At 61.8% G+C, this 20,916-nt stretch carries 24 protein-coding genes; 1 reads left to right on the top strand and 23 read right to left on the bottom strand.

Translation table 11 applies throughout. The features are described from left to right. Positions 1 to 19: 19 nt before the first annotated feature. The 15 genes from phnN to phnG form a co-directional block, all read right to left on the bottom strand. Positions 20 to 625, bottom strand: a complete 606-nt coding sequence (phnN, locus tag AC13RM_RS27035) for a phosphonate metabolism protein/1,5-bisphosphokinase (PRPP-forming) PhnN (protein ID WP_488555876.1) — start codon at positions 623 to 625, stop codon at positions 20 to 22. Next, positions 622 to 1,761 carry an alpha-D-ribose 1-methylphosphonate 5-triphosphate diphosphatase gene (locus AC13RM_RS27030; protein ID WP_488555875.1) on the bottom strand — a complete coding sequence of 380 codons (1,140 nt, stop codon included), beginning with the start codon at positions 1,759 to 1,761 and terminating at the stop codon, positions 622 to 624. Before AC13RM_RS27030 ends, phnN begins: the two co-directional genes overlap by 4 nt. A gap of 15 nt (positions 1,762 to 1,776) precedes the next feature. Then, the gene (locus AC13RM_RS27025) at positions 1,777 to 2,463 is read right to left on the bottom strand and encodes a DUF1045 domain-containing protein (protein WP_488555874.1); all 687 of its coding nucleotides are present in this window, start codon (positions 2,461 to 2,463) and stop codon (positions 1,777 to 1,779) included. 187 nt (positions 2,464 to 2,650) lie between these two features. Next, on the bottom strand, positions 2,651 to 3,997 hold the full coding sequence (gene phnE / locus AC13RM_RS27020) for a phosphonate ABC transporter, permease protein PhnE (protein ID WP_488555873.1): 1,347 nt from the start codon (positions 3,995 to 3,997) through the stop codon (positions 2,651 to 2,653). A gap of 8 nt (positions 3,998 to 4,005) precedes the next feature. Further along, positions 4,006 to 4,986 (bottom strand): phosphonate ABC transporter, permease protein PhnE, encoded by a 981-nt coding sequence (gene phnE / locus AC13RM_RS27015; RefSeq protein WP_285175773.1) that lies wholly within the window; start codon positions 4,984 to 4,986, stop codon positions 4,006 to 4,008. Between the two features lie 82 nt (positions 4,987 to 5,068). Further along, on the bottom strand, positions 5,069 to 5,980 hold the full coding sequence (phnD, locus tag AC13RM_RS27010; RefSeq protein WP_488555872.1) for a phosphonate ABC transporter substrate-binding protein: 912 nt from the start codon (positions 5,978 to 5,980) through the stop codon (positions 5,069 to 5,071). A 94-nt stretch (positions 5,981 to 6,074) separates the two neighbouring features. Next, entirely contained in the window at positions 6,075 to 6,929 is an 855-nt protein-coding gene (phnC, locus tag AC13RM_RS27005; protein ID WP_488555871.1) for a phosphonate ABC transporter ATP-binding protein, read from the bottom strand. Between the two features lie 224 nt (positions 6,930 to 7,153). Beyond that, positions 7,154 to 7,708 carry a pyridoxamine 5'-phosphate oxidase family protein gene (locus AC13RM_RS27000; RefSeq protein WP_285175776.1) on the bottom strand — a complete coding sequence of 185 codons (555 nt, stop codon included), beginning with the start codon at positions 7,706 to 7,708 and terminating at the stop codon, positions 7,154 to 7,156. Between the two features lie 94 nt (positions 7,709 to 7,802). Then, the gene (locus AC13RM_RS26995) at positions 7,803 to 8,420 is read right to left on the bottom strand and encodes a DapH/DapD/GlmU-related protein (protein ID WP_488555870.1); all 618 of its coding nucleotides are present in this window, start codon (positions 8,418 to 8,420) and stop codon (positions 7,803 to 7,805) included. Continuing rightward, the gene (gene phnL, locus AC13RM_RS26990; RefSeq protein ID WP_113233669.1) at positions 8,417 to 9,124 is read right to left on the bottom strand and encodes a phosphonate C-P lyase system protein PhnL; all 708 of its coding nucleotides are present in this window, start codon (positions 9,122 to 9,124) and stop codon (positions 8,417 to 8,419) included. The genes AC13RM_RS26995 and phnL overlap by 4 nt, the downstream gene beginning before the upstream one ends. Before the next feature lie 9 nt (positions 9,125 to 9,133). Then, positions 9,134 to 9,910, bottom strand: a complete 777-nt coding sequence (phnK, locus tag AC13RM_RS26985; protein ID WP_488555869.1) for a phosphonate C-P lyase system protein PhnK — start codon at positions 9,908 to 9,910, stop codon at positions 9,134 to 9,136. Next, positions 9,907 to 10,803, bottom strand: a complete 897-nt coding sequence (locus AC13RM_RS26980; protein WP_488555868.1) for an alpha-D-ribose 1-methylphosphonate 5-phosphate C-P-lyase PhnJ — start codon at positions 10,801 to 10,803, stop codon at positions 9,907 to 9,909. The genes phnK and AC13RM_RS26980 overlap by 4 nt, the downstream gene beginning before the upstream one ends. Further along, complete coding sequence (locus AC13RM_RS26975; RefSeq protein ID WP_488555867.1) at positions 10,800 to 11,909, bottom strand: carbon-phosphorus lyase complex subunit; 1,110 nt, start codon at positions 11,907 to 11,909, stop codon at positions 10,800 to 10,802. Before AC13RM_RS26975 ends, AC13RM_RS26980 begins: the two co-directional genes overlap by 4 nt. Before the next feature lie 3 nt (positions 11,910 to 11,912). Next, positions 11,913 to 12,539 (bottom strand): phosphonate C-P lyase system protein PhnH, encoded by a 627-nt coding sequence (gene phnH, locus AC13RM_RS26970; RefSeq protein ID WP_488555866.1) that lies wholly within the window; start codon positions 12,537 to 12,539, stop codon positions 11,913 to 11,915. After that, positions 12,539 to 13,015: a phosphonate C-P lyase system protein PhnG gene (phnG, locus tag AC13RM_RS26965; RefSeq protein ID WP_488555865.1), complete on the bottom strand. Its 477-nt coding sequence runs from the start codon at positions 13,013 to 13,015 to the stop codon at positions 12,539 to 12,541. The genes phnH and phnG overlap by 1 nt, the downstream gene beginning before the upstream one ends. Positions 13,016 to 13,116: 101 nt before the next feature. On the opposite strand from phnG, the gene phnF reads away from it, so the two are divergent. Then, complete coding sequence (phnF, locus tag AC13RM_RS26960; protein WP_488555864.1) at positions 13,117 to 13,851, top strand: phosphonate metabolism transcriptional regulator PhnF; 735 nt, start codon at positions 13,117 to 13,119, stop codon at positions 13,849 to 13,851. Between the two features lie 7 nt (positions 13,852 to 13,858). Here phnF and AC13RM_RS26955 read toward each other — a convergent pair whose 3' ends face one another. The 8 genes from AC13RM_RS26955 to mepA all read right to left on the bottom strand — a co-directional run bounded on the left by AC13RM_RS26955 (position 13,859) and on the right by mepA (position 20,820). Continuing rightward, positions 13,859 to 14,155, bottom strand: coding sequence for a type II toxin-antitoxin system RelE/ParE family toxin (locus AC13RM_RS26955; protein ID WP_113233676.1), 297 nt, complete (start codon positions 14,153 to 14,155; stop codon positions 13,859 to 13,861). After that, on the bottom strand, positions 14,152 to 14,442 hold the full coding sequence (locus AC13RM_RS26950) for a CopG family ribbon-helix-helix protein (protein WP_113233692.1): 291 nt from the start codon (positions 14,440 to 14,442) through the stop codon (positions 14,152 to 14,154). Before AC13RM_RS26950 ends, AC13RM_RS26955 begins: the two co-directional genes overlap by 4 nt. Before the next feature lie 205 nt (positions 14,443 to 14,647). Continuing rightward, positions 14,648 to 15,283, bottom strand: a complete 636-nt coding sequence (locus tag AC13RM_RS26945; RefSeq protein WP_374823572.1) for a 2,3-bisphosphoglycerate-dependent phosphoglycerate mutase — start codon at positions 15,281 to 15,283, stop codon at positions 14,648 to 14,650. A gap of 121 nt (positions 15,284 to 15,404) precedes the next feature. Then, on the bottom strand, positions 15,405 to 16,229 hold the full coding sequence (gene dapB / locus AC13RM_RS26940) for a 4-hydroxy-tetrahydrodipicolinate reductase (RefSeq protein WP_374823575.1): 825 nt from the start codon (positions 16,227 to 16,229) through the stop codon (positions 15,405 to 15,407). A gap of 14 nt (positions 16,230 to 16,243) precedes the next feature. Further along, positions 16,244 to 17,983, bottom strand: coding sequence for an ABC transporter ATP-binding protein (locus tag AC13RM_RS26935; protein ID WP_374823620.1), 1,740 nt, complete (start codon positions 17,981 to 17,983; stop codon positions 16,244 to 16,246). Between the two features lie 265 nt (positions 17,984 to 18,248). Then, positions 18,249 to 19,271, bottom strand: a complete 1,023-nt coding sequence (locus AC13RM_RS26930; RefSeq protein WP_488555863.1) for a glucokinase — start codon at positions 19,269 to 19,271, stop codon at positions 18,249 to 18,251. A gap of 34 nt (positions 19,272 to 19,305) precedes the next feature. After that, positions 19,306 to 19,686 (bottom strand): methylglyoxal synthase, encoded by a 381-nt coding sequence (locus AC13RM_RS26925; RefSeq protein WP_488555862.1) that lies wholly within the window; start codon positions 19,684 to 19,686, stop codon positions 19,306 to 19,308. Positions 19,687 to 19,785: 99 nt separating this feature from the next. Next, positions 19,786 to 20,820, bottom strand: coding sequence for a penicillin-insensitive murein endopeptidase (gene mepA / locus AC13RM_RS26920; RefSeq protein WP_374823584.1), 1,035 nt, complete (start codon positions 20,818 to 20,820; stop codon positions 19,786 to 19,788). Positions 20,821 to 20,916: the final 96 nt, after the last annotated feature.

The raw sequence follows: 20,916 nt of genomic DNA, 5'->3' as shown, positions 1-20,916 counted from the left end.
CGCCGCCATCGGGATAGAGTTACTTCCGAACCAGCGTTTCCAGCACCGAAACGATCGCGCGTTCCGCCTCTTCGAGCGTGCCGCTATTGTCGATATCGGCGACGTCGTAGCTGCCCTGAACGGTCAGCGAGCTTCTTTCCAGCCGTTTCAGCACGTCCTCACGGCTCTCGCGCCCGCGCGCCATCAGCCGCTCGGCAAGCACTTCGCGCGTCGCCGTGACATTGATGATCTTCAGCCGCGGAAATGCGCTCTGGAAACGGTGCAGGACCGAACGCGAGCCATTGGCGATCACCAGATGGCCCTGCGCAAGCTCACCGAAGACGTCGGCGGGAATGCCGTATTTCAAGCCATGCGCTTCCCACGAGACGGCGAAGGCGCCAGCCCGCTCCATTGCATCGAAGTCGGCCTCGGAAACGCTTCTGTGGTCCTCATTGCCGGCATCGCCATCGCGCGTGATGACGCGGCGGACGAAGTGGACATCGGGCCGGCCGGCAAAATGCCGCGCGGCGAGATTCATCAGTGTATCCTTGCCGGCGCCGCTCGGCCCGACGACGACGGCGAGCGTGCCCGCCGCCGCATCCGCCAGGCCGACATTAGTCGGCTTGATATTGGCGTCCGGGCTCATGCGACCCGCCGTCCTTCCCGCCAGACAGAGCGCGTGACCGGCACGCCGTGATCGCGGCGGACGCGCACAAGATCGGCACGCAAGCCCTCAGCAACGCGGCCGCGATCATTCAGGCTGACCGTCTTTGCCGGCGTCGCCGTCACCATGGCGATCGCCTGCGGCAACGAAATACCCTCGACTTCATCCGCCAGGATGAAGGGCGCGTGCAGCAGGCTGAGCGGCACATAGTCGGAGGACAGCACGTCGAGGACGCCAAGCTCAGCGAGATCGCGAGCGGCGATATTGCCCGAATGCGACTTACCGCGCACGATGTTCGGCGCGCCCATCAACACGCTCATGCCGGCGCCGTGGGAAGCCTTCGCGGCATCGATGCTGGTCGGGAATTCCGCCAGGCGAACGCCGTAGTTGATGGCTTCGTCGACATGGGCGAGCGTCGCATCGTCATGGCTGGCAACGGTGATGCCACGTTCGGCGCAGACCTTGGAGATCGCGTCGCGATGCGGCGTGGCATATTTGGCCGATTCCTCCTGGCGCTTGGCGACGAACTTGGCAAAGGCTTCATCGCTGAGCCCGCGCTTCTTCTGATAGTAGAAGATATATTGATCCATGGTCTGGAACTGGCGCTGGCCCGGCGCGTGGTCCATCAGCGAGACCAGGCGGACGTAAGGGTCCTTCTCGAAATCCTGGAAGTGGTCGAGCACGTTGTCAGAGGAGACTTCGCAGCGCAGATGGATCAGGTGATCGGCGCGCAGGCGATCTTCGCTTTGGGCGGCTTGGATGGCGTCTGCCATGTCGCGCATCTCGCCCTTTTCGAAACCGCCGTCTTCGTCCGAGCCCATGCGCAGGCAGTCGAATACGGTGGTGATGCCCGAGGTGACAATCTGGGCATCATGCGCCTGGATGGCCGCCGTCTTGTTCCAGCGGACGCCCGGACGCGGGGAATAATGTGCTTCCAGATGGTCGGTATGCAGCTCGACCAGACCGGGGATCAGATAATCGCCCTCGAAATCTTCGCCGATATCGGACTTGCCTTCGGAGATGGCGGCAATGCGACCGTCGCGGATCAGCACGGAGCCCTCGACGATCTTGTCTTCGAGGACGATGCGGGCGTTGGAAAGGACGGTTTCTTTGGTCATATCGGCTCTTTCATATTAGGCGCCGGCAAGCGGCAGCCAGGAACGGACGGTAAAGGGAGCACCACGCTTGTCTTCGGCGAAGATGGCAAGGCCGGAAATATCGAGCGGCTTGCCGGTGTGCTCGGCGAAGCGCTCACGCAGAATGTCGTGCATCTCGGCCTGGCGCTCGGCCGGAACGCGTCCCGTCAGCGTCATGTGGAAACGGAACTCGTCATTGACATAAGGATAGCCCCAGCGCAGCAGGTTGGCGCGCTGCGGTTCCGTCAAGCCTTCCGGCTTGCGTCGTGCGATATCATGATCCGAAAGCGGTGCGCGGAAAGGCTCGAAGGTTTTCACCACACGCGAGGCGAAGTCCTGCAGCGGCTGATGGAGCGAGCCGGGAACGAGCGCGAAGAAATGGCCGAGCTGGCCAAGCACCAGTTCCGGAATGGTGAAAGCATTGGTCTGCGAGGCGAATTCGGCAGCGACTTCGAGGAGATCGCGCTCGGTCACCGAGGAGGCAAGCTCGAACGGCGCCTTCAGCGTGGCATGAAAGCCATAGCGGCGCGGATCGGCCGTCAGCTCGGCATGGCCTTCCGGCAATGGACCCATTGCCTTGTCGGAAAAGATCTCATTCGAAAATGCATCGCGGCCAAGCCAGCAAGCGGCGAGCGATGTCAATGGATCGTCTTTGGGCGGCGTGAAATAGAGAGCATAGCGCAAGGCTGCATTCCTTGGAAAAATCGGCTGCGCGGGACACTGTTGGGTGATTTGCTTCAAACCGCAAGAGCAGCAAGGCAGCAACGGTTCGAATCCGGCTAAAGCCGGATTGACCGCTACGGTCTTGCCGGCCTGCGCTACCGGATTCCCGTGACAGAATGATGATGGGAAACGATTTTTCCCGATCTTTTTATTTCGTTCGCGTGCCCATCAGGCGCGAGCGCAAGGCGTTGGATGCAGCGTCGAACAGGAAGACGACGATGAGGATCAGCAGCACCATGTAGGCGACGTTTTCCCAGTTGGAATTGGTGCGCATCGCTTCCCAAAGCTTGAGGCCGATACCGCCCGCACCGACGGCGCCGATGATCGTCGCGCCACGCACGTTCGATTCCCACTGATAGAGCGTCTGGCTGACGATGACGGGCACGATCTGCGGCATGATCCCGTAGCGATGCACGAGAATGGTCGGCGAGCCGGTGGACTTCACGCCCTCGCGTGGCTTGTTGTCGATATTCTCCAAGCCTTCGGAGTAGAGCTTGCCGAGCGTGCCGGTCTCTGTGAGGAAGATCGCGCCGCTGCCGGCGAGCGGGCCCGGGCCGAAGGCGCGGGTCAGGAACAGCGCCCAGATCAGCATGTCCACCGAACGCAGAAAGTCGAACAGGCGTTTGAGGATCTGATTGAGCAGCCGGTTCGGCGTGATGTTGCGGGCCGCCAGGAAAGCGAGTGGAAAGGCCGCGAGCGAACCGAGCAGCGTGCCGAGGAAGGCCATGACGATGGTCTGGAACAGCTTGGTCCAGACGTCGCCGTGCTGCCATGCGCTATTGTTCCAGATATTGTCGAAGGCCAGCGAGAGATTGGACTGGGCGGGGTCCAGCCGCGGACCCGAAAAGATCAGGCTGATGACTTCGCTCGCCGGCTTGTCGAAGAAGGGCGAATGCGTATCGAAGACGAAATTCGCCCAGCCGATGAAGCGTTTGCGGATCTTCACGCGGTCGGTGGAAATGCTGGCATCGCCCGCAAAGCCGAGATTGACGAGAATATTGTCGTCATAGACCGTCATCCAACTGGGAACGGGTTCGGAGCCGACGATTTTCGGCACATTGCCGGCAATATCGATCGGAATTGTGATGCCATGCGCCGTCACGATGGCCTGCGTCTTGGTGACGGTTACCGTGCGGCTCGTGCTGCTGACTGAAACGGTCATGCTGCCATCGGAGTTGGTCTTCACCCAGTCGGGGTTAGGATTGTCGCCCAGCGGCGAAAAGCGTGGATATTTGATGCTGATCTTGTCGCCGGAGATGCGGAACTCCGGCTGCACGTCATAGCTCACCCATTCGCTGAGATAGATGCCGACGCGTTCCCAATGCGCTTCCGAAATGACCTTCGGCAGGTCGAAGAACCACACGGCATAGATGCCGTAGAGGATGACGCCGATGAAGATCATCAGCGCGCCGAAGCGCTGGCGGAAGGACCGGTGAAGCACTTCCGGGTAACGCGCTTCGATTTCCTGCATGCGGCCGGCGTCGATGACGGACATGGTCAACCTCAATGCTGCAAAAGGAAGGCATGCTCGCCGACGAGGCGGCGGCGGAGCCATGCGGAAAACTGATCGACGGCGATGATCGTCAGGAAGAGAAGCAGCACCAGCGCCAATGTCTTGGCGCCAAAGCCGCGCGAAATCGCAAGTTTCAGCTCCTCGCCGATGCCGCCGCCGCCAACGGCGCCGATGATGGTCGAGGCGCGAACGTTGATCTCCAGACGCAGCAGTGCGTAGGACATGAAGTTCGGCAGCACCTGCGGCAGAGCGGCGAAGCGAACGCGTTCCGTCCAGCTGGCACCGACGGCACGCATGCCCTCGTCGGGTTTCATGTCGATATTCTCGACGACTTCATAGAAGAGCTTGCCGAGTGCGCCGATCGTATGCAGGCCGACGGCGATGATGGCGGCGATCGGGCCGATCGACAGGATTGCCGAAAACAGTCCGGCGATGACGATTTCCGGAAAGGCCCGCAGGAATTCCATGATGCGCTTGGTCACCAGCCGGATCGGATTGGACGGCGACATGTTGCGCGCAGCGAAGAAGCTCAAAGGCACGGCAAAGACGAAGCCGATGATGGTCGACACCAGCGCCACGTTGATCGTGATGATCATCAGCTCGAAATATTCGGGGATGTAGAAATCGCCCCAGACATAGACGCGGCCGAGGGGGAAATTGAATTCCTCGCCGCCGGCGCCATTGGCCCCATTCGGGCTCGGCAGGTCGAAGAGCGCACGGTAGACGTCGGCCCAGTCCTTGGGAATAAGCCAGCTCAGGAAATCGAAGAGATGCGGCAGGCGGTCGAAGAAATGCCCGGCGTTGTTCTCGTCGGCAAAGCGCACCGAGCTGACGAAGGCGACGAGCAGGATCGCGAGACCGATGCCGGTGTACAGGCGGCGTTTGGCCACCATCTTGCTCCAGGCGTCGCCGATCTCCCTGGCGCTTTGCGGCGCGCTCGGCATGTTCGGATGCGTATCGGCGATCGTCATGAAATTCAGCCCTGTGAATGGCAAAGGGGTGTGAATAGCAAAAGGGCGGCCGTTGCCGGCCGCCCCATTTTGGGGATACGGATCAGCCGCCGATGGCAGCCTTACGAACGTCGATAACGGCGTTGTAGAAATCCGGGGTTACCTTGACGTAGCCCTTGAAGTCGCCGCCTTCGACGGCGTTGAAGCACTTGGCGTCGGTGGTCGGCAGCTTCAGGAAGAAGTCGGCCAGCTTGGTCTGCCATTCGGTGCCGAGAGCGTTGCGAACGACGAGCGGACCGTTCGGGATCAGCGGCGAACGCCAGACTTCGACGAGCTTGTTCGGGTCTACGGCACCTTTGTCGACTTCCTTGCGGAAGGTACCGGAGGTGAAGCCGTCCTTGAAATCGCCAACGCCCGAGGAATCGTCGACAGCAACGTCGACCTTGCCGTCATAGGCAGCGAGCAGGTTGTTCTCATGGCCGCCGTTGAACTGGGTCGAGCCGAAGAACTTGTCGTTCGGCACGCCGGTGGTCTTCGGAATCTGCGTCAGCGGAACGAGGTAGCCCGAGGTGGAGTCCGGATCGGCGTAGCCGAGCTTCTTGCCCTTGGCGTCCATGATCGTCTTGATGCCGGAGGACTTGAGGGCGAGGCCGATCGAGTAATAGCCGGTGGAACCGTCGGTCTGCTGCGTGGTCAGGATCGGCGTAACGGCCTTCGGGTCCTTGATGGCGACGGCTGCGTAGCCGGAAGCGCCAAGTTCTGCGAAATCGAGCGTGCCGCCGAGCAGGCCCTGGATAACGCCGTTATAGTCTGCGGCCGGGAAGAGCGAAACCTTCTCGAAACCGAATTCCTTCTTCAGGTGGTCGGAAAGGCAGGCGTAATTGCGCAGGCGGTCGGCTTCGTTTTCGCCGCCGAGAATGCCGATGCGCAATTCCTTGAGGTCTGCTGCGTTGGCAGCAGCGCCGGCTGCGAGCGCAACAAGCGCCGTAGCGGCAAAGAATGCTTTCTTCAACATGGGTTCGTCTCCTGATTAACCGGTGTCCCCGGATGCCTTCGGTCTGATAGAAGAAATGCGCCCTTGACGCGGGCCTTCGATCCCGGCCGTCCCCTCAGAGACCGGCCAGTGCCAGCGGTTGCGGGCCGGCAGATTCAGTCGCCGCGGCTTGCACGGCCGGATCGGCGATGTTGATGGAGGTCGACGTCATGGTCTCGTCGATGCCGGCGCCGTCCTTGTCGGTGCCGTAGATTTCCTTGACGGCGGCTGCGGTCAGATCGGTCGGCTTGCCGTCGAAGACGACCTTGCCGCCTGCCATGCCGACGATGCGTTCGCAATAGTTGCGCGCCGTATCCAGCGTATGCAGATTGGTGATGACGGTGATGCCTTCGCGCTCGTTGATATCGCGCAGCGCATCCATGACGATCTTGGCATTCAGGGGATCGAGCGAGGCGATCGGCTCGTCGGCCAGCATCATCTTCGGCTGCTGCATCAGGGCGCGGGCGATGGCAACGCGTTGCTGCTGGCCGCCGGAAAGCGTTCCGGCCATCTGCAGTGCCGTCTGCTCGATGCCGAGGCGCTCCAGCGCCGCAATCGCCTCGATGCGCTCCTCGCGGGTGAAGACCGAAAGGAGACTCAGCATCGTCGAACGATGGTTCAAGCGGCCGAGCATGACGTTGGTGAGCACGTCGAGGCGCGGCACCAGATTGAACTGCTGAAAAATCATGGCGCAATCGCGCTGCCAGCTGCGCAGCGCACGACCGGTCAGCTTGGAGACTTCGATGCCGGAGAAATGAATGGAGCCGGAACTCGGATCGGCCAGACGGTTGATCATGCGCAGCAGCGTCGACTTGCCGGCGCCGGAACGGCCGATGACGCCGACCATCTGTCCTTGCGGTATGTCCAAAGTCACTGAATCGACAGCGAGCTTGTTTCCAAACCGGCGCGAGACATTCCTGAGTTCGAACATAGTGCTTCCCTTTCGCGGCTGCCGGGCTGCAGAAATTTCAGCGGTACCGGTGCTAAGAATGGGCGCATGCCCCTGCCTCGAAGGGAGTTTCGACGGGGCTGGCGCCAACTACAAGGCAACCGATTAGTCCCGCTTCATGAAGCTCCGATGTCAGTTTTATGTAACTGCTGTTACAATTCCCGTCGTTTTCGCAAGATTAGCCGGCTGAGGGCTTTCCGTTAAATTTAGCCGTCAAACATGCCGGTCGGCAGGCCGTCCATGCTGAAGCTATTCTTCTCGCGCCGGTATTCCTCAATGCCATCAGGACCCTTGGCTTTCGCCCATTGGTCCAGGCTCGGCCGCTCGCCTTCATAGGAAAAGAGCGGTACGCCGAAGCCGCAGGATGTCTGCACGAGATCGAAGTCCAGCCATACGATCTGTCGTGCGCCGAGCGGCTCCTCGCCCGCATAGTGATCGTGCAGCAATTCACGATATTCGGGCGACGATCGATGGATGATCCGGCCACGGCCGTAGAGGCGCAGGATCATCGGCGGTCCTTCGACCGCGCAGAACATGATCGTCAACCGGCCATCGGCCTTCATGTGAGCCGATGTTTCGTTGCCGCTGCCTGTGCGGTCGAGATAAATGGCGGTATTCGGTGAGATGATGCGCAGGCACAGCGTTTCGCGGGGCGAAACATTGACACGGGAATTTGCCGTCGCCGATGCCGTGAAGAAGATGTGCTGCCGCGCGATGAAATCGCGCAGCCGGTCGTCGATACTGGAAAACTGCTTTGCCATGGAAACTCCTTCCCAATCCTGTCCTTGCAAGGATCATCTGAAAGCTGGATCGCTCGTCAACGCCTTGCAAGCTTGGTTTTGGCGGAAACGGTTCTCAGGCGGCGTAGCGATCCAAAAAATCTTCCGCGGACAGGGCGCGGAAATCGGCAAGTGCCGTGCGAAGGCGGTCGTGGTCCCAATCCCACCATGAAAGCTTGTCCATGCGTGCGCCGACCTCGGGCGTGAAACGCTCGCGGATCAGCTTGGCCGGCACGCCGCCGACGATTGAATAGGGTGCGACATCCTTTGAAACAACCGCACCCGCGCCAATTACGGCGCCATTGCCGACCGTGACACCCGGCAGGATGGTGGCGCCGTGGCCGATCCAGACGTCGTGACCGATCACGACTCGGTTGTCGCGCCGCCAGGTGAAGAAATCCGTCTCCATATCGGCGTCAGGCCAGTAGTCGGCGGCGCGATAGGTAAAATGGTGCAGCGTCGCGCGCCATGTCGGATGGTTGGTTGCATTGATGCGCACGGCGGCGGCAATGTTCACGAACTTGCCGATCGTCGCGCACCAGACCGCGCCATCCTGCATGATGTAGGAGTAGTCGCCGATCTCTGCTTCGTCGATGCGGCAGCGGTCGGAGACCTCGGTATAGCGGCCGAGGGTCGAATTGTTGACGCTCGCCGAGGGGCTGATGAAGGGCGTTTCGCCCAATTTGCGGCTCATGCGGCGGCCTTCCGCGGCGAGAACTGCGAGACGTCGAGAATGCGGCTGCCGACGGCCTCGCGCACTTCCTCGTCATGGAAGATGCCGAGCAGTGCGACGCCGGCTTCCTTCTTCTGTTCGATCATGTCGACGACGACGGCTCGGTTGCGGGCATCGAGCGAGGCCGTCGGCTCGTCGAGCAGCAGGATGGCGTGGTCGGTAATGAAGCCGCGGGCGATATTGACCCGCTGCTGCTCGCCGCCTGAGAAGGTGGCGGGCGGCAATTGCCAGAGTTCCTTCGGCAGGTTCAGCTGCGCAAGGAGTTCGGCGGCCCTGTCTCGGGCTTCGCTCACGGTCACGCCGCGGGCGAGCAGCGGCTCGGCAACGACATCGATGGCGGCAACGCGCGGCACGGTGCGCAGGAACTGGCTGACATAGCCCATGGTCTGGCGACGAACCTCAAGCACGGTGCGCGGATCGGCAGTGGCAAGATCGACGATCCTATCTCGGTGAGTAACAAGGATTTGGCCGCTGTCGACGGCATAATTGCCATAGATCATCTTCAGCAGCGAACTCTTGCCGATGCCGGACGGACCGCCAAGCACGACGCATTCGCCTGCGGCGACGGAGAAGGAGACATCGGCGACGACAGGCAGGCGAATGCCGTCGCGCAGATGCATGGTGAAGCTCTTGAAGACTTCGGAAACGACGAGTGGGGTTGCCATGTTTGTTCCTCAGACCTGCAGGATCGAAGAGACCAGCAGTTGCGTATAGGGTTCGCGCGGGTCGTCGAGCACACGGTCGGTCAAACCGTGTTCGATTACCTGGCCGTCCTTCATCACCATCATGCGGTGCGACAGGAGGCGGGCGACCGCGAGATCGTGCGTGACGATGATCGCTGAAAGACCGAGATCGTTGACGAGGCCGCGCACGAGGTCGAGCAGGCGAGCCTGTACGGACACGTCGAGGCCGCCGGTCGGTTCGTCCATGAAAACCAGCCGAGGGGCAGTCACCAGGTTGCGGGCGATCTGCAGGCGCTGGCGCATGCCGCCGGAGAAGGCGCGCGGCTGGTCGTCGATGCGGTCGGCATCGATCTCGACCCGCTCCAGCCAGTCGATGGCCGTGTTGCGGATGTTGCCATAGTGGCGGTTGCCGATCGCCATCAGCCGCTCGCCGACATTGGCGCCGGCCGAGACCGTCATGCGCAGGCCATCGGCCGGGTTCTGGTGCACGAAGCCCCAGTCTGTGCGCATCAGGAAGCGGCGCTCGGCCTCGTTCATGCGGAAGAGGTCGCGATAGGTCTCGTCGCGCATGTGGTATTCGACGCTGCCCGTCGTCGGCAGAAGCCGGGTCGAGATGCAGTTGAGCAGCGTCGTCTTACCGGAGCCGGATTCGCCGACGATAGCCAGCACTTCGCCGGGCCAGAGTTCGAAGGACACATCGCGGCAACCGATGCGGCTGCCGTAGAATTTCGAGACGTCCTTGACCTTGAGAAGGGGTGAGTCACTCATTCGGCAGCCTCCTTGCTAGCGGGCAATCCATCGGGCGCCAGCATAGGCCCGGCATGGCCGTGGGCGCGGCGATCATCGCAGAAATCGGTATCGGAGCAGACGAACATGCGGCCGCCCTTGTCGTCGAGAATCACCTCGTCGAGATAGACCTGTTCGGCGCCGCAAAGAGCGCAAGGCTTGTCGAAGCGTTGCACCTCGAATGGATGGTCCTCGAAATCGAGGCTGACGACCTCCGTGTAGGGCGGCACGGCATAGATGCGCTTCTCACGGCCGGCGCCGAACAGCTGCAGCGCATCGGACAGATGCATTTTCGGATTGTCGAACTTCGGCGTCGGTGAGGGGTCCATCACGTAGCGGCCCGCGACCTTGACCGGATAGGCATAGGTCGTGGCGATGCGGCCGTTGCGGGCGATGTCCTCATAGAGTTTCACATGCATGAGGCCGTATTCTTCGAGCGCGTGCATTTTGCGCGTCTCGGTCTCGCGCGGCTCCAGGAAGCGCAACGGTTCCGGGATCGGCACCTGGTAGACGAGCACCTGGTTCGGCCCGAGCTTGGCTTCCGGAATGCGGTGGCGTGTCTGGATGATGGTCGCCTCTTCCGTGCGGGTGGTGACAGCGACATTGGCGACCTTCTGGAAGAAGGCGCGGATGGAGACGGCGTTCGTCGTGTCGTCGGCCCCCTGGTCGATGACCTTCAGCACATCCTGCGGGCCGATGATCGCGGCCGTCAGCTGCACGCCGCCGGTGCCCCAGCCGTAAGGCATCGGCATTTCGCGCGAGGCGAAGGGAACCTGATAGCCGGGAATGGCGATCGCCTTCAGGATGGCGCGGCGGATCATCCGCTTGGTCTGCTCGTCGAGATAGGCGAAATTGTAGGTGGCGAGTTCGGTCATTCGGCTGCCTCCGTCATGGGTTCCATGCCGCGATCGCGAGCGGCCTCGAAGTCGCGGCGCATGCGCCGTACCAGGTCGAGTTCGGCCTGGAAGTCGACATAGTGCGGCAGCTTCAGATGTTCGACGAAGCCCGTCGCCTGCACGTTGTCGGAGTGGGAGATGACGAATTCCTCGTCTTGAGCCGGCGCAACGATGTCTTCGCCGAGTTCCTCGGCCCGTAGTGCACGGTCGACCAGCGACATGGCCATGGCCTTGCGTTCGCTTTGGCCGAAGACCAGACCGTAGCCTCGGGTAAACTGCGGCGGCGCCTTGGCCGAACCCTTGAACTGGTTGACCATCTGGCATTCGGTCACCTGGATGCGGCCGAGCGAGATGGCGAAACCGAGTTCCGGCACCTCGAATTCCACTTCCACTTCGCCGATGCGGATTTCGCCGGTGAAGGGGTGGGTGCGGCCGTAGCCGCGCTGCGTCGAATAGCCGAGCGCCAGCAGGAAGCCCTCGTCGCCGCGGGCGAGCGCCTGCAGGCGAAGATCGCGGGTCATCGGAAATTCCAATGGTTCGCGCGTGAGGTCGCCGATCTCGTGATCGACAGGCATGGTGCCATCGCCTTCGATCAGCCCTTCCTGATCGAGGATTTCGGAAACGCGCATGACGCGGCCCTCCTCAGCCGGTCGCTGCATCGGCTCGTCGACAGGCTCGTCGGCCAGAAGGCTCGGGTCGAGCAGGCGGTGCGTGTAGTCGAAGGTCGGGCCGAGAAGCTGGCCGCCGGGCAGATCCTTGTAGGTCGCCGAGATGCGACGCTCGATCTTCATCGCTGAAGTGTCGAGCGGCTGGGAATAGCCGAAGCGCGGCAGCGTTGTGCGGTAGGCTCTGAGCAGGAAGATCGCCTCGATCATGTCACCGCGCGCCTGACGAACAGCAAGTGCGGCGAGCGTCCGGTCATAAAGCGAGGCCTCGGCCATGACGCGATCGACGGCGAGCGCCAGCTGCGCCACGATCTGGTCGATGCCGACAGCCGGCAGCGAGCGGTCGCCGCGGCGACGGTCGGCCAGCAGCCGGTGAGCATTGGCGATGGCGGTTTCGCCACCCTTAACGGCAACATACATATGTCACAACTCCGTCGCGGTGATCTTGGTGGTGCGCGGCAGGCAAAGGAATTGCCGGCCCGCCGTCAGGATGAGATCGACGCCGCGCGGGAAAAGGGCGCGATTGTCGTTCCAGATGCGCAGCAGCGCATCCGGCAGTCCGATTGGCGCAATCATGGTGATGTCCTTGATCCCAGGGCCGGAAAGCGCCAGGTCCTTACCGCCTTCCAGGCTTTCGATCTCAAGCACAATGGTCGTGGAACGGTCCGGATATTCCTGGGTGCCGATGCCGAACTGGCTGAAGGAGGAAAGCGCCATACCGGCTTCGATGAAGGCGAACTGCGCCTCCAGCCGTTCCGAAATGACGGGTGCTCCGGTATGGAAGGCCAGCCATTCCGGCAGGGTCGATCTTGCCAGGCTGTTGGAGAGCCAGACCGACGTGTCGTGATCGCAAAGGGTGAGGCCGATGGCGCCGGCGGCAACACCGAGCGGAGCGGGCGGCGCGACGTCGGCCGCAACGGTCTGCAGGGTGCCCGGACGTGCCATGGCATCCATCGTCATCTTGAAGACGCTTTGGGCGTCAAAGACCGGATCGGTGAAACCGCCGGTCAGGGCCTCGTTGCCAAAGGTCGGGGTGCTGGAAAGGCTCATCAATCTTCTCCGCGAACCATGGTAAAGAAATCGACGCGGGTTGCTGCCGTCTCTTCGGCCCGCTTGCGGTCATATCCGGCGATACGCTCCATAACCGGCTGCAGAAGAGCCTTTTCGACGAAATCCTTCGTGGCCGATTGCTGCCAGAGTGCATCGAAGATGGCCGAAAGCCGGGCCTTTTCACGATCCGTGCCAAGTGCATGCGCATGGCCGATCGTGTTCGATGCCAGCCGGACGGTAGCGCGTGTCACCGTGACTTCGCCGAGATTGAAGGGGGAGCCGCCGCCGCCGATGCGGCCGCGTACCATGACGAGCCCGGTCTCTGGGCCGCGCACCGGCTGTACCGTCGGCTTGCTCGGCAATGCTTCCCAGGCCGCCTCTAGCTCGTCGCGTTCTGCCTGCGCCAAAAGATCGGCGACGCGCTTGCGTTCCCGACGCTCCTGAGCGGCCGCTTCCTGCCTTTGTGCTGAATTCATCGCGCCTTCCTCTAAATGTCTATTGATATAGACAACCATACAAGATAGTCTTATATCTATTAGCGAGTCGTGACAAGCGTGTGACAGGGCGAGTGGGCGAAATGGCGGGGCAGAAGATTCAGAGGCAGACGGGCGTGGCGCTCTGGCGGCAGATTGCCGATCGCATTCGCACCTCGATCAATCACGGCGACTTCGACGAGACGGGCATGGTGCCGCCGGAAACGTTGCTGGCGCTGCAGTTCGGCGTCAACCGGCATACGATCCGGAGCGCGCTCGCGGCGTTGGCGCAGGAGGGGATCGTCCGGGCCGTGCAGGGGCGCGGGACGCTCATCGAGCGCAAGGAGCGGCTGAGTTTTCCGATTTCAAGGCGCACGCGATTTTCGCAAGGGATCGGCGATCAGGTGCGTGAGACCCGCAGCGTACTGCTTGCATCAGGTGAAGAGGCCGCCAGCACCGAATTGGCCAGGCAGCTGAAGATCAGGACCGGCACGCCGCTGATAAGGCTCGAAACGCTGGGTCAGGCGGATCATCGGCCTGTCTCGCGCGCCACCAGCTGGTTTCCGGCGGATCGTTTCGGCGATATTGCGGAGGTCTATCGGACAACCGGTTCGATCACCAAGGCATTCAAGGAGCTTGGCGTACCCGATTACGTCCGCGTCGTCACCGAGATCACCGCGACGCATGCCGACGAAGGCGATCTTGCCGATCTACAGCTATCCCCGGGCGCCATTGTTCTCGTCGCCCAGGCGCTGAACGCGGATCTCGACAATGTCCCGGTGCAATATTCGATTTCCCGCTTCGCCGCCGACAGGGTGCGCTTCACTGTCGAGAATTAAGGCCGAGCTACGAAGTCGGCTGAAAATCGTTTGGCGGCCATTGCTGTGCGGCATGCAGGATGCGAATTATGCGCACCGTCTCGCCGGCGACGTCATAAACCAGCAAATAGTTTCTATGCACGATAAGTTCTCGCGTCCCGGACACGCGGCCGGGTCGGCCCGTCATTGGATGGGTGATGAGCTGTTTCGACCGTTTGGCGAAGAGCTCGTCCAGCGCGATTGCCGCAGAGGCATTCTCGGCCTCGATGTAAATATAGATGGCGCGTCGATCAGCTCTTGCTTCGGGAGTCCAGGCAAGTTTCACGAAGAACGCCCGCTGAGTTTGCGGCGTGTTTCTTCTCGTAGCGCAGCGAATTCAGCGTCTATGTTGTCGTCAGGAATGAGATTGCCGGCGTTGGCTGAAGCAAGACCGGCCTGCACCTGCTGGCGAAACCACATGTCATAGTCAGCGGCATCCTGCTGGCGCCGTACATAATCGCGCATGAAAGCCCGGAGCAACTGCGCACCGGTTTGATCATGCGCTTTCGCAGCCTCGCTGAAAGCTGCTTTCAGCTCTTCTTCAACTCGAAAGGTAAATGTCGCGTCCGTCATATCCAGCCTTTGTGTTACGCACGTAGTACAATGTAACACATTCCGGTAAGGCTGCCACCGCTTATATCGCATATCGCCTGCTGGGCATGCGGAGTGAAGACGCGCTCTCTATCAATCAAGATTATGTAGTTTCATACGAGGTAGTCCCCTCTCCCCGCAAGCGGGGAGAGGGCTAGGGTGAGGACGTTTCAGAAAATCGCGGCACTCAGTGCGCGCCGGACATGTCGCCAAGGACTTCCTTCGAGGCGACGGTGGAATCGGCCTTGAGCTTGTAGACCATCGGTACGCCGGTCGCGAGGTTGAGCTCCAGGATCTGCGCCTTGCTCAGGCGATCGAGAACCATGACGAGCGAGCGCAGCGAATTGCCGTGGGCGGCGACAAGCACGTTCTGGCCGGCGAGCACGCGCGGCAGGATTTCCGTCAGGTAGTAGGGCCAGACGCGGGCGCCGGTGTCGCGCAGGCTTTCGCCGCCGGGCGGAGGAACGTCGTAGGAGCGGCGCCAGATGTGAACCTGCTCCTCGCCCCACTTGGCGCGGGCGTCATCCTTGTTGAGGCCGGAGAGATCGCCGTAGTCGCGCTCGTTCAGCGCCTGATCCCGGATGGTTTCGAGGCCGGGCTGGCCGATTCCATCGAGGATGATTTTCAGCGTGTGCTGGGCGCGCGTCAGGGCCGAGGTGAAGGCGATGTCGTACTTGATGCCGTAATCGGCCAGAGCCTTGCCGCCGGTCTTTGCCTCTTCGACGCCAAGCGCCGTCAGATCGGGATCCTTCCAGCCGGTAAAGAGATTCTTCAAATTCCAGTCGCTCTGGCCATGACGAACGAGGACGAGAGTACCGCTCATAAAATTTCTCCTTGATAGGGCAATTCCAGGAAAGGTGCGTAGCGGTTTTCCGTCAGGAATTGCGAGACAATAAAAGGCCGGAGCGGATCGGCAGGTCGCTGCCGACCCGCTCCGGGAGGGATCAACGTGTGGAGAGCCCGAGAACATCGAGCATGGAATAGAAGCCGGGTTTCTTGTCGCGCGCCCAGAGCGCCGCCTGCAGCGCGCCGCGCGCAAACAGCGAACGGTCGCCGGCATTGTGCGACAGCGTCAGCCGCTCGCTTTCGCTGGCGAAGATCACCGAGTGATCGCCGACCACGCCGCCGCCGCGCAGGGTCGCAAAGCCGATCGTGCCCGCCGGGCGCGCTCCCGTATGGCCGTCGCGCACGCGCACGGAATTGTCGTTGAGATCGATGCCACGGCCTTTCGCAGCCGCCTGGCCGAGCAGGAGTGCCGTGCCCGAGGGCGCATCGACCTTATGCCGGTGATGCATCTCCAGCACTTCGATGTCCCAGTCGTTCGAAGGCAATGCGCGCGCCGCCTGTTCGACAAGCACGCTCAAAAGGTTGATGCCGAGGCCCATATTGCCCGATTTGACAATGCGGGCGTGGCGCGCGGCGGCCTTGAACTTCGCCTCGTCCTCCTCCGAGCAGCCGGTCGTGCCGATGATGTGGACGATGCGTGCCTGAGCGGCCAAGGCGGCAAAGCTGACGCTGGTTGCCGGCGTCGTGAAATCGATGACACCTTCGGCATGAAGGAAAGCCGCCAGCGGATCGTCGGTGACGGGAATGCCGATCGGCCCCAGTCCGGCGATCTCGCCAGCATCCTTGCCGATGAAGGCAGAGCCGGGACGGGCAACGGCGGCATGCAGGGTAACGCCGTCGGTTGCATGAATGATGCGGATGAGAGCCTGTCCCATGCGGCCCGCCGCGCCAACCACCACCAGCTTCATCGCATCGTCGCTCATGTCGTCTCTATCGTCTATTTGCGGGAATTACTTGAAATCGCCGGTAGCTGCAGGTTGTTGAGCCGAGCGTAGAGGCCATTGTCGGCTGTCGCAAGCGTTTCATGGTTGCCCTCTTCGACAACGCGGCCGTTCTGCATGACGACGATCTTTTCGGCGCGGACAACCGTCGACAGACGGTGCGCGATGACGACGACCGTGCGGCCGCTCATCGCCTCTTCCAGAGCCTTCTGCACGGCTGCTTCGGATTCCGTGTCGAGCGCCGAAGTCGCTTCGTCCAGAAGCAGGATCGGTGCGTTGCGCACCAGCGCGCGGGCGATCGACAGGCGCTGGCGCTGGCCGCCTGAAAGCGTCACGCCGTTCTCGCCGACCGGCGTCTCGTAGCCCATCGGCTGCGCCTCGATGAAATCATGGGCATAGGCGAGACGGGCTGCTTCCTCGATCTCGGCATCGGTCGCGTTCGGGCGGCCGTAGCGGATATTGTCGCGGATCGTGCCTTCGAAGAGATAGGGCTGCTGCGAGACATAGGCGAGCTGCTGCCGCAGCGACTGTTTCGTTACATGCGCGATGTCCTGCCCGTCGATGAAGATGCTGCCGGATTTCGGATCATAGAAGCGCGGGATGAGATTGATGACGGTGGACTTACCGGCGCCGGAAGGGCCGACGAGCGCCGTCGTCTGTCCGCCCTCGGCTGTGAAATTGACGCCAGACAGGACGGATTCGTCACCATAGGCGAAATGAACGTCGCGGAACTCGATGCGAGCATCGGTCACTTGAAGCGGCTTGGCATCCGGCAGGTCGCGCTGGCGCGGCTCCATGTCGAGCAGTTCGTAGATCATCCGTGCATTGACGACCGCCCGCTCCAGCTGCACCTGCAGCTTTGCAAGGCGCCGTGCCGGATCATAGGCGAGCAGCAGCGAGGTGGCGAACGAGAAGAATACGCCTGGCGACACATTGTCGTAGATCGAGCGGTAGGCGGCATAGGCAAAGAGGCTGGCGATCGCAAAACCGGCGACGGTTTCGATCAGTGGACCGTTACGTTCGGAAAGGCGGGCGATGCGGTTCTGCCGGTGCTCGGCTGCCGTGATCAGCTTATTGATCTTGCGCTCGAGCTCCTCCTCCATCGTGAAGGCCTTGACGATAGAAACGCCTTGAATGGTCTCCTGCATCGCGCCGAGCACATGGCTGTTCAAGACCACCGCATCACGCGTGGCGGCGCGCAGGCGCTTGGAAATATAGCGTAGCGCAAAGAAGAGCGGCGGCGCGATGACGACGAATGCAATGCTGAGCACCGGATCCTGGAAGACCATGACGCAGAGCAGGGCGATGAAGGTCAGAAGGTCGCGGGCCGTCGACGTGATTGTCAGGTTCATCACGTCGCGGATGCCCGAGACATTCTGGCTGATGCGGGCGGCGAGCTGCGCGGAGCGCGCTTCGCTGAAGAAGCCGACCGACAGCGTCATCAGATGCGAATAGAGCCGGCGCTGGTAGCGGGCGATGATGTTGTTGCCGATCTTCGACAGGATCACCGACTGGAAATATCCGGCAAAGCCGCGCACTACGAAAACGAGGAAGATGCTGAAGCAGATTTTCCAGGCATCGACGATATCGCGCGCGATGAAGGCGCTGTCGATAACCGATTTGACGATATAGCCGATGTAAGCGGTCGAAAGCGCAACGAGGACCAGGCAGGTAATCGCGATGGAGTAGCCGCGAATGTGATCGCGGCCGTTCTCGGCGATAATACGCTTCAGCATGCCGGTAATGGCTTCGCTGTCGACGTTTTTGCTTTTCGGGTCAGGCAATTTCAATAATCGGCTTCCTGTCTTGAACCAAGCGAGCCGCATCTGGCATGTGCTTTCGCGGCTCTATTAAAGAGTTAGCACGGCTTTGGCTAGACATGCCTTGCCGCTCTGGTTAAGGCCGATCACGGAGCCGAGCCTATTATAGAGGAAGGCGGCTCCTGCAAAAAGGCATGGCGCATCGGATGTTTCGGCGCGCCATGAGCTGTTTGGCAAGCGGTTAACGCCGCCAGCGACGGCCTTCTGTCGCAAGGCCAAAGTTTGTCGGCTTGCGGGCATAGGTAGCGAGGCCGGAAAGCGCCGCCAGCGGATTGACGACCACATGGGTCGGGATCGACTTCATCAGTTCCGTATGCGGTGCCTTGTCCTCGAAGGCGGCGCGGAATTCCGGCTTCTGCAGCGCCGGCAGGATCTTCTGCGGAATGCCACCCGAGAGATAGACGCCGCCGCGCGCCATGAAGATCATGGCGATATCGCCGGCAACGCGGCCGAGATAGGTGACGAACAGCGTCAGCGTCTCCTCGGCCTGCTTGTTGGTGCCGGCGAGCGCATGGTTGGTGATGTCGGCTGGCTCCTTCAGGCTCGGCTCGATGCCGTCGGCGGCGCAGATCGCATGATAAATATTCTGGAGGCCGCGGCCGCAGATCACCTGTTCGGCCGAGATACGGCCTTCGATCGGCTCCAGGTGCGGCCAAATCTGCAGGTCGCGTTCCGTTCGCGGCCCAAGATCGATATGCCCACCTTCGCCCGGCACAGGCACCCATTGATGCTGGGTGTGGACGAGACCGCCGACGCCGAGACCGGTGCCCGGCCCGAGCACGGCGCGCGATGCAATCATAGTCCTGGATGCTTTGCCGATGGTTTGGCGATGCTCGTCGGAAATCTCGGCGATCGCGAGCGCCTGTGCCTCGAAGTCGTTGATGACGAGCACGTCCTCGAGGCCGAGATTGGCGATCATCGTCTTCGGACGGATCACCCAATCGCAATTGGTCAGCGGAATCTCATCGCCCTGCACGGGGCCTGCCATGGCAAGAATTGCCGAGCGGGGCCGGACCTTGCTGTTTTCGAGGGCGAGTTTGATCGCATCGTCGATCGTGGCGAAATTCGCCGTCTGCACGACCGGAAAATGCTCCTGTTCGGAGTCCGCATCGACGAGAATGGAGAAACGCGCATTGGTGCCGCCGATATCGCCGATCAGGATTGGGAAAGGCAAGGGGGCATCGCTGTGATTGAGCTCGGGCATGGCCAGGTCCGTGGTCTGCCGCCGGCAAGGCGGATTAATGGTTCAGTGTTTTGATCAGCCGCTCGGCAGTGGATTCGTTGAGCGCCATCGGAATGTCGTAGAGAACGGCAAGCCGCGTCAATGCCTTCACGTCGACGTCGTGCGGCATGGGGGTGAGGGGATCGATGAAAAAGACGAGCATATCGATCTCGCCGGTGGCGATAAGCGCGCCGATCTGCTGGTCGCCGCCGAGCGGCCCGCTTTTCAATGGAGTGACCTTGAGCTCGGGGCAGGCATCCAGTACGCGGCCGCCCGTCGTACCCGTGGCGACGATGTTCCAATCGGCAAGGGCGGCCTCATTGCGCCGTGCGAACTCCGCCATCGCATCTTTTTTCTGATCATGCGCGATCAGTGCGATGCATTTGCTGCCGGCCATGAAATCCTTGCTCCACCCACTGCTTTCAATCGATTTATCCGCCTTCTATACCAAGGAGGCGCGTTTTGAAAGACTGCCCCTGCAAGGACAGTTCGGGACTCACTGCTGCGGAATTTGGCCGGGCGGCGTATCGCCTGAGACCGGCATCGTGTTCGTATCGGCCGAAGCGGCCGCATCCTTGGCGCCAGAGGCGGCAGGACGCGTGGAGGCTACCGACGGTGCCGCCAATACGGCCTGGCAGGCTTTGGGCAGATCCGCAACCATGACCTCGCGCGGCTTTTGGGGCGGCTTGTCGCTGGGCTTCGGCTTGGCCCACGGCTCCGGTCCGAACCACCATGCGAGCGACTTGTCGCAGCCATCGCCGGCGGCGACCGGCGCCTGCCCCGTGCAGCCGACGGAGCCCGCGGGGCAGCGGAGGCGGATATGGAAATGCGAGTCGTGTCCGTATTCCGGCCGCAGCTTGCCGAGGTTGGTGCGGTCGCCCGTCCATGTCTCGCACATCTTCTTCTTGATCGCCGGATTGACGAAGATGCGCTCGACCTCGGGATAGCTCGCCGCCCGCATCAGCAGGCGGGCATGCGCCGGCGTCCAGACCTTGTCATTGATCGTCAGGAACTTATCCTTGGCGAGCATGGTGGTGAAGGGCAGGGCTTCGCGCTCTTCCACCGTCATCTTGCGCCGCGGCATCGGCGTCAGCCAGACGTCGGCATCGAGGCCGATCTGGTGCGAGGCGTGACCGTTGATCATCGGGCCGCCGCGCGGCTGCGAGATATCGCCGACGAGCAGGCCCGGCCAGCCGTCATTCCTGGCTGCATCGCGCGACAGCCGCTCGATTAGACCGATCAACTCCGGTCGTCCCCAGCGGCGGTTGCGCGACAGGCGCATCGCCTGCCAGGTCGGGCCGTCCGAGGGCAGGGCGACGGCGCCCGCAAGGCAACCCTTTGCATAGAAGCCGATCGACTGCCGCAATCCCTGCGTCGGCAGCGTCACGGCGCCGAAAACAGCCTTGGCGCTGCCGGGTGAAGGTGTGGCCTGCTGCGCCAGCGCATCGCCGGCGACAAGGCCCATCCCGATCGAGGTGGCGAGGGAAAGTTTGCCGATCGTTCGAAAGGCGCGAGCCAGAAGTGAAGCCATGCATATCCTTGAAAGGCGGTCGGCTGATGCCGAAGTGATTTGCCGCGAGATTATCCTGAAAAAGGACGGAAGTGAATCCGCGGCAATCGCCGGTGG

Source organism: Martinezella sp. CNPSo 3732, from assembly GCF_057784515.1.
This window is presented reverse-complemented; position numbering and strand designations above follow the sequence as displayed.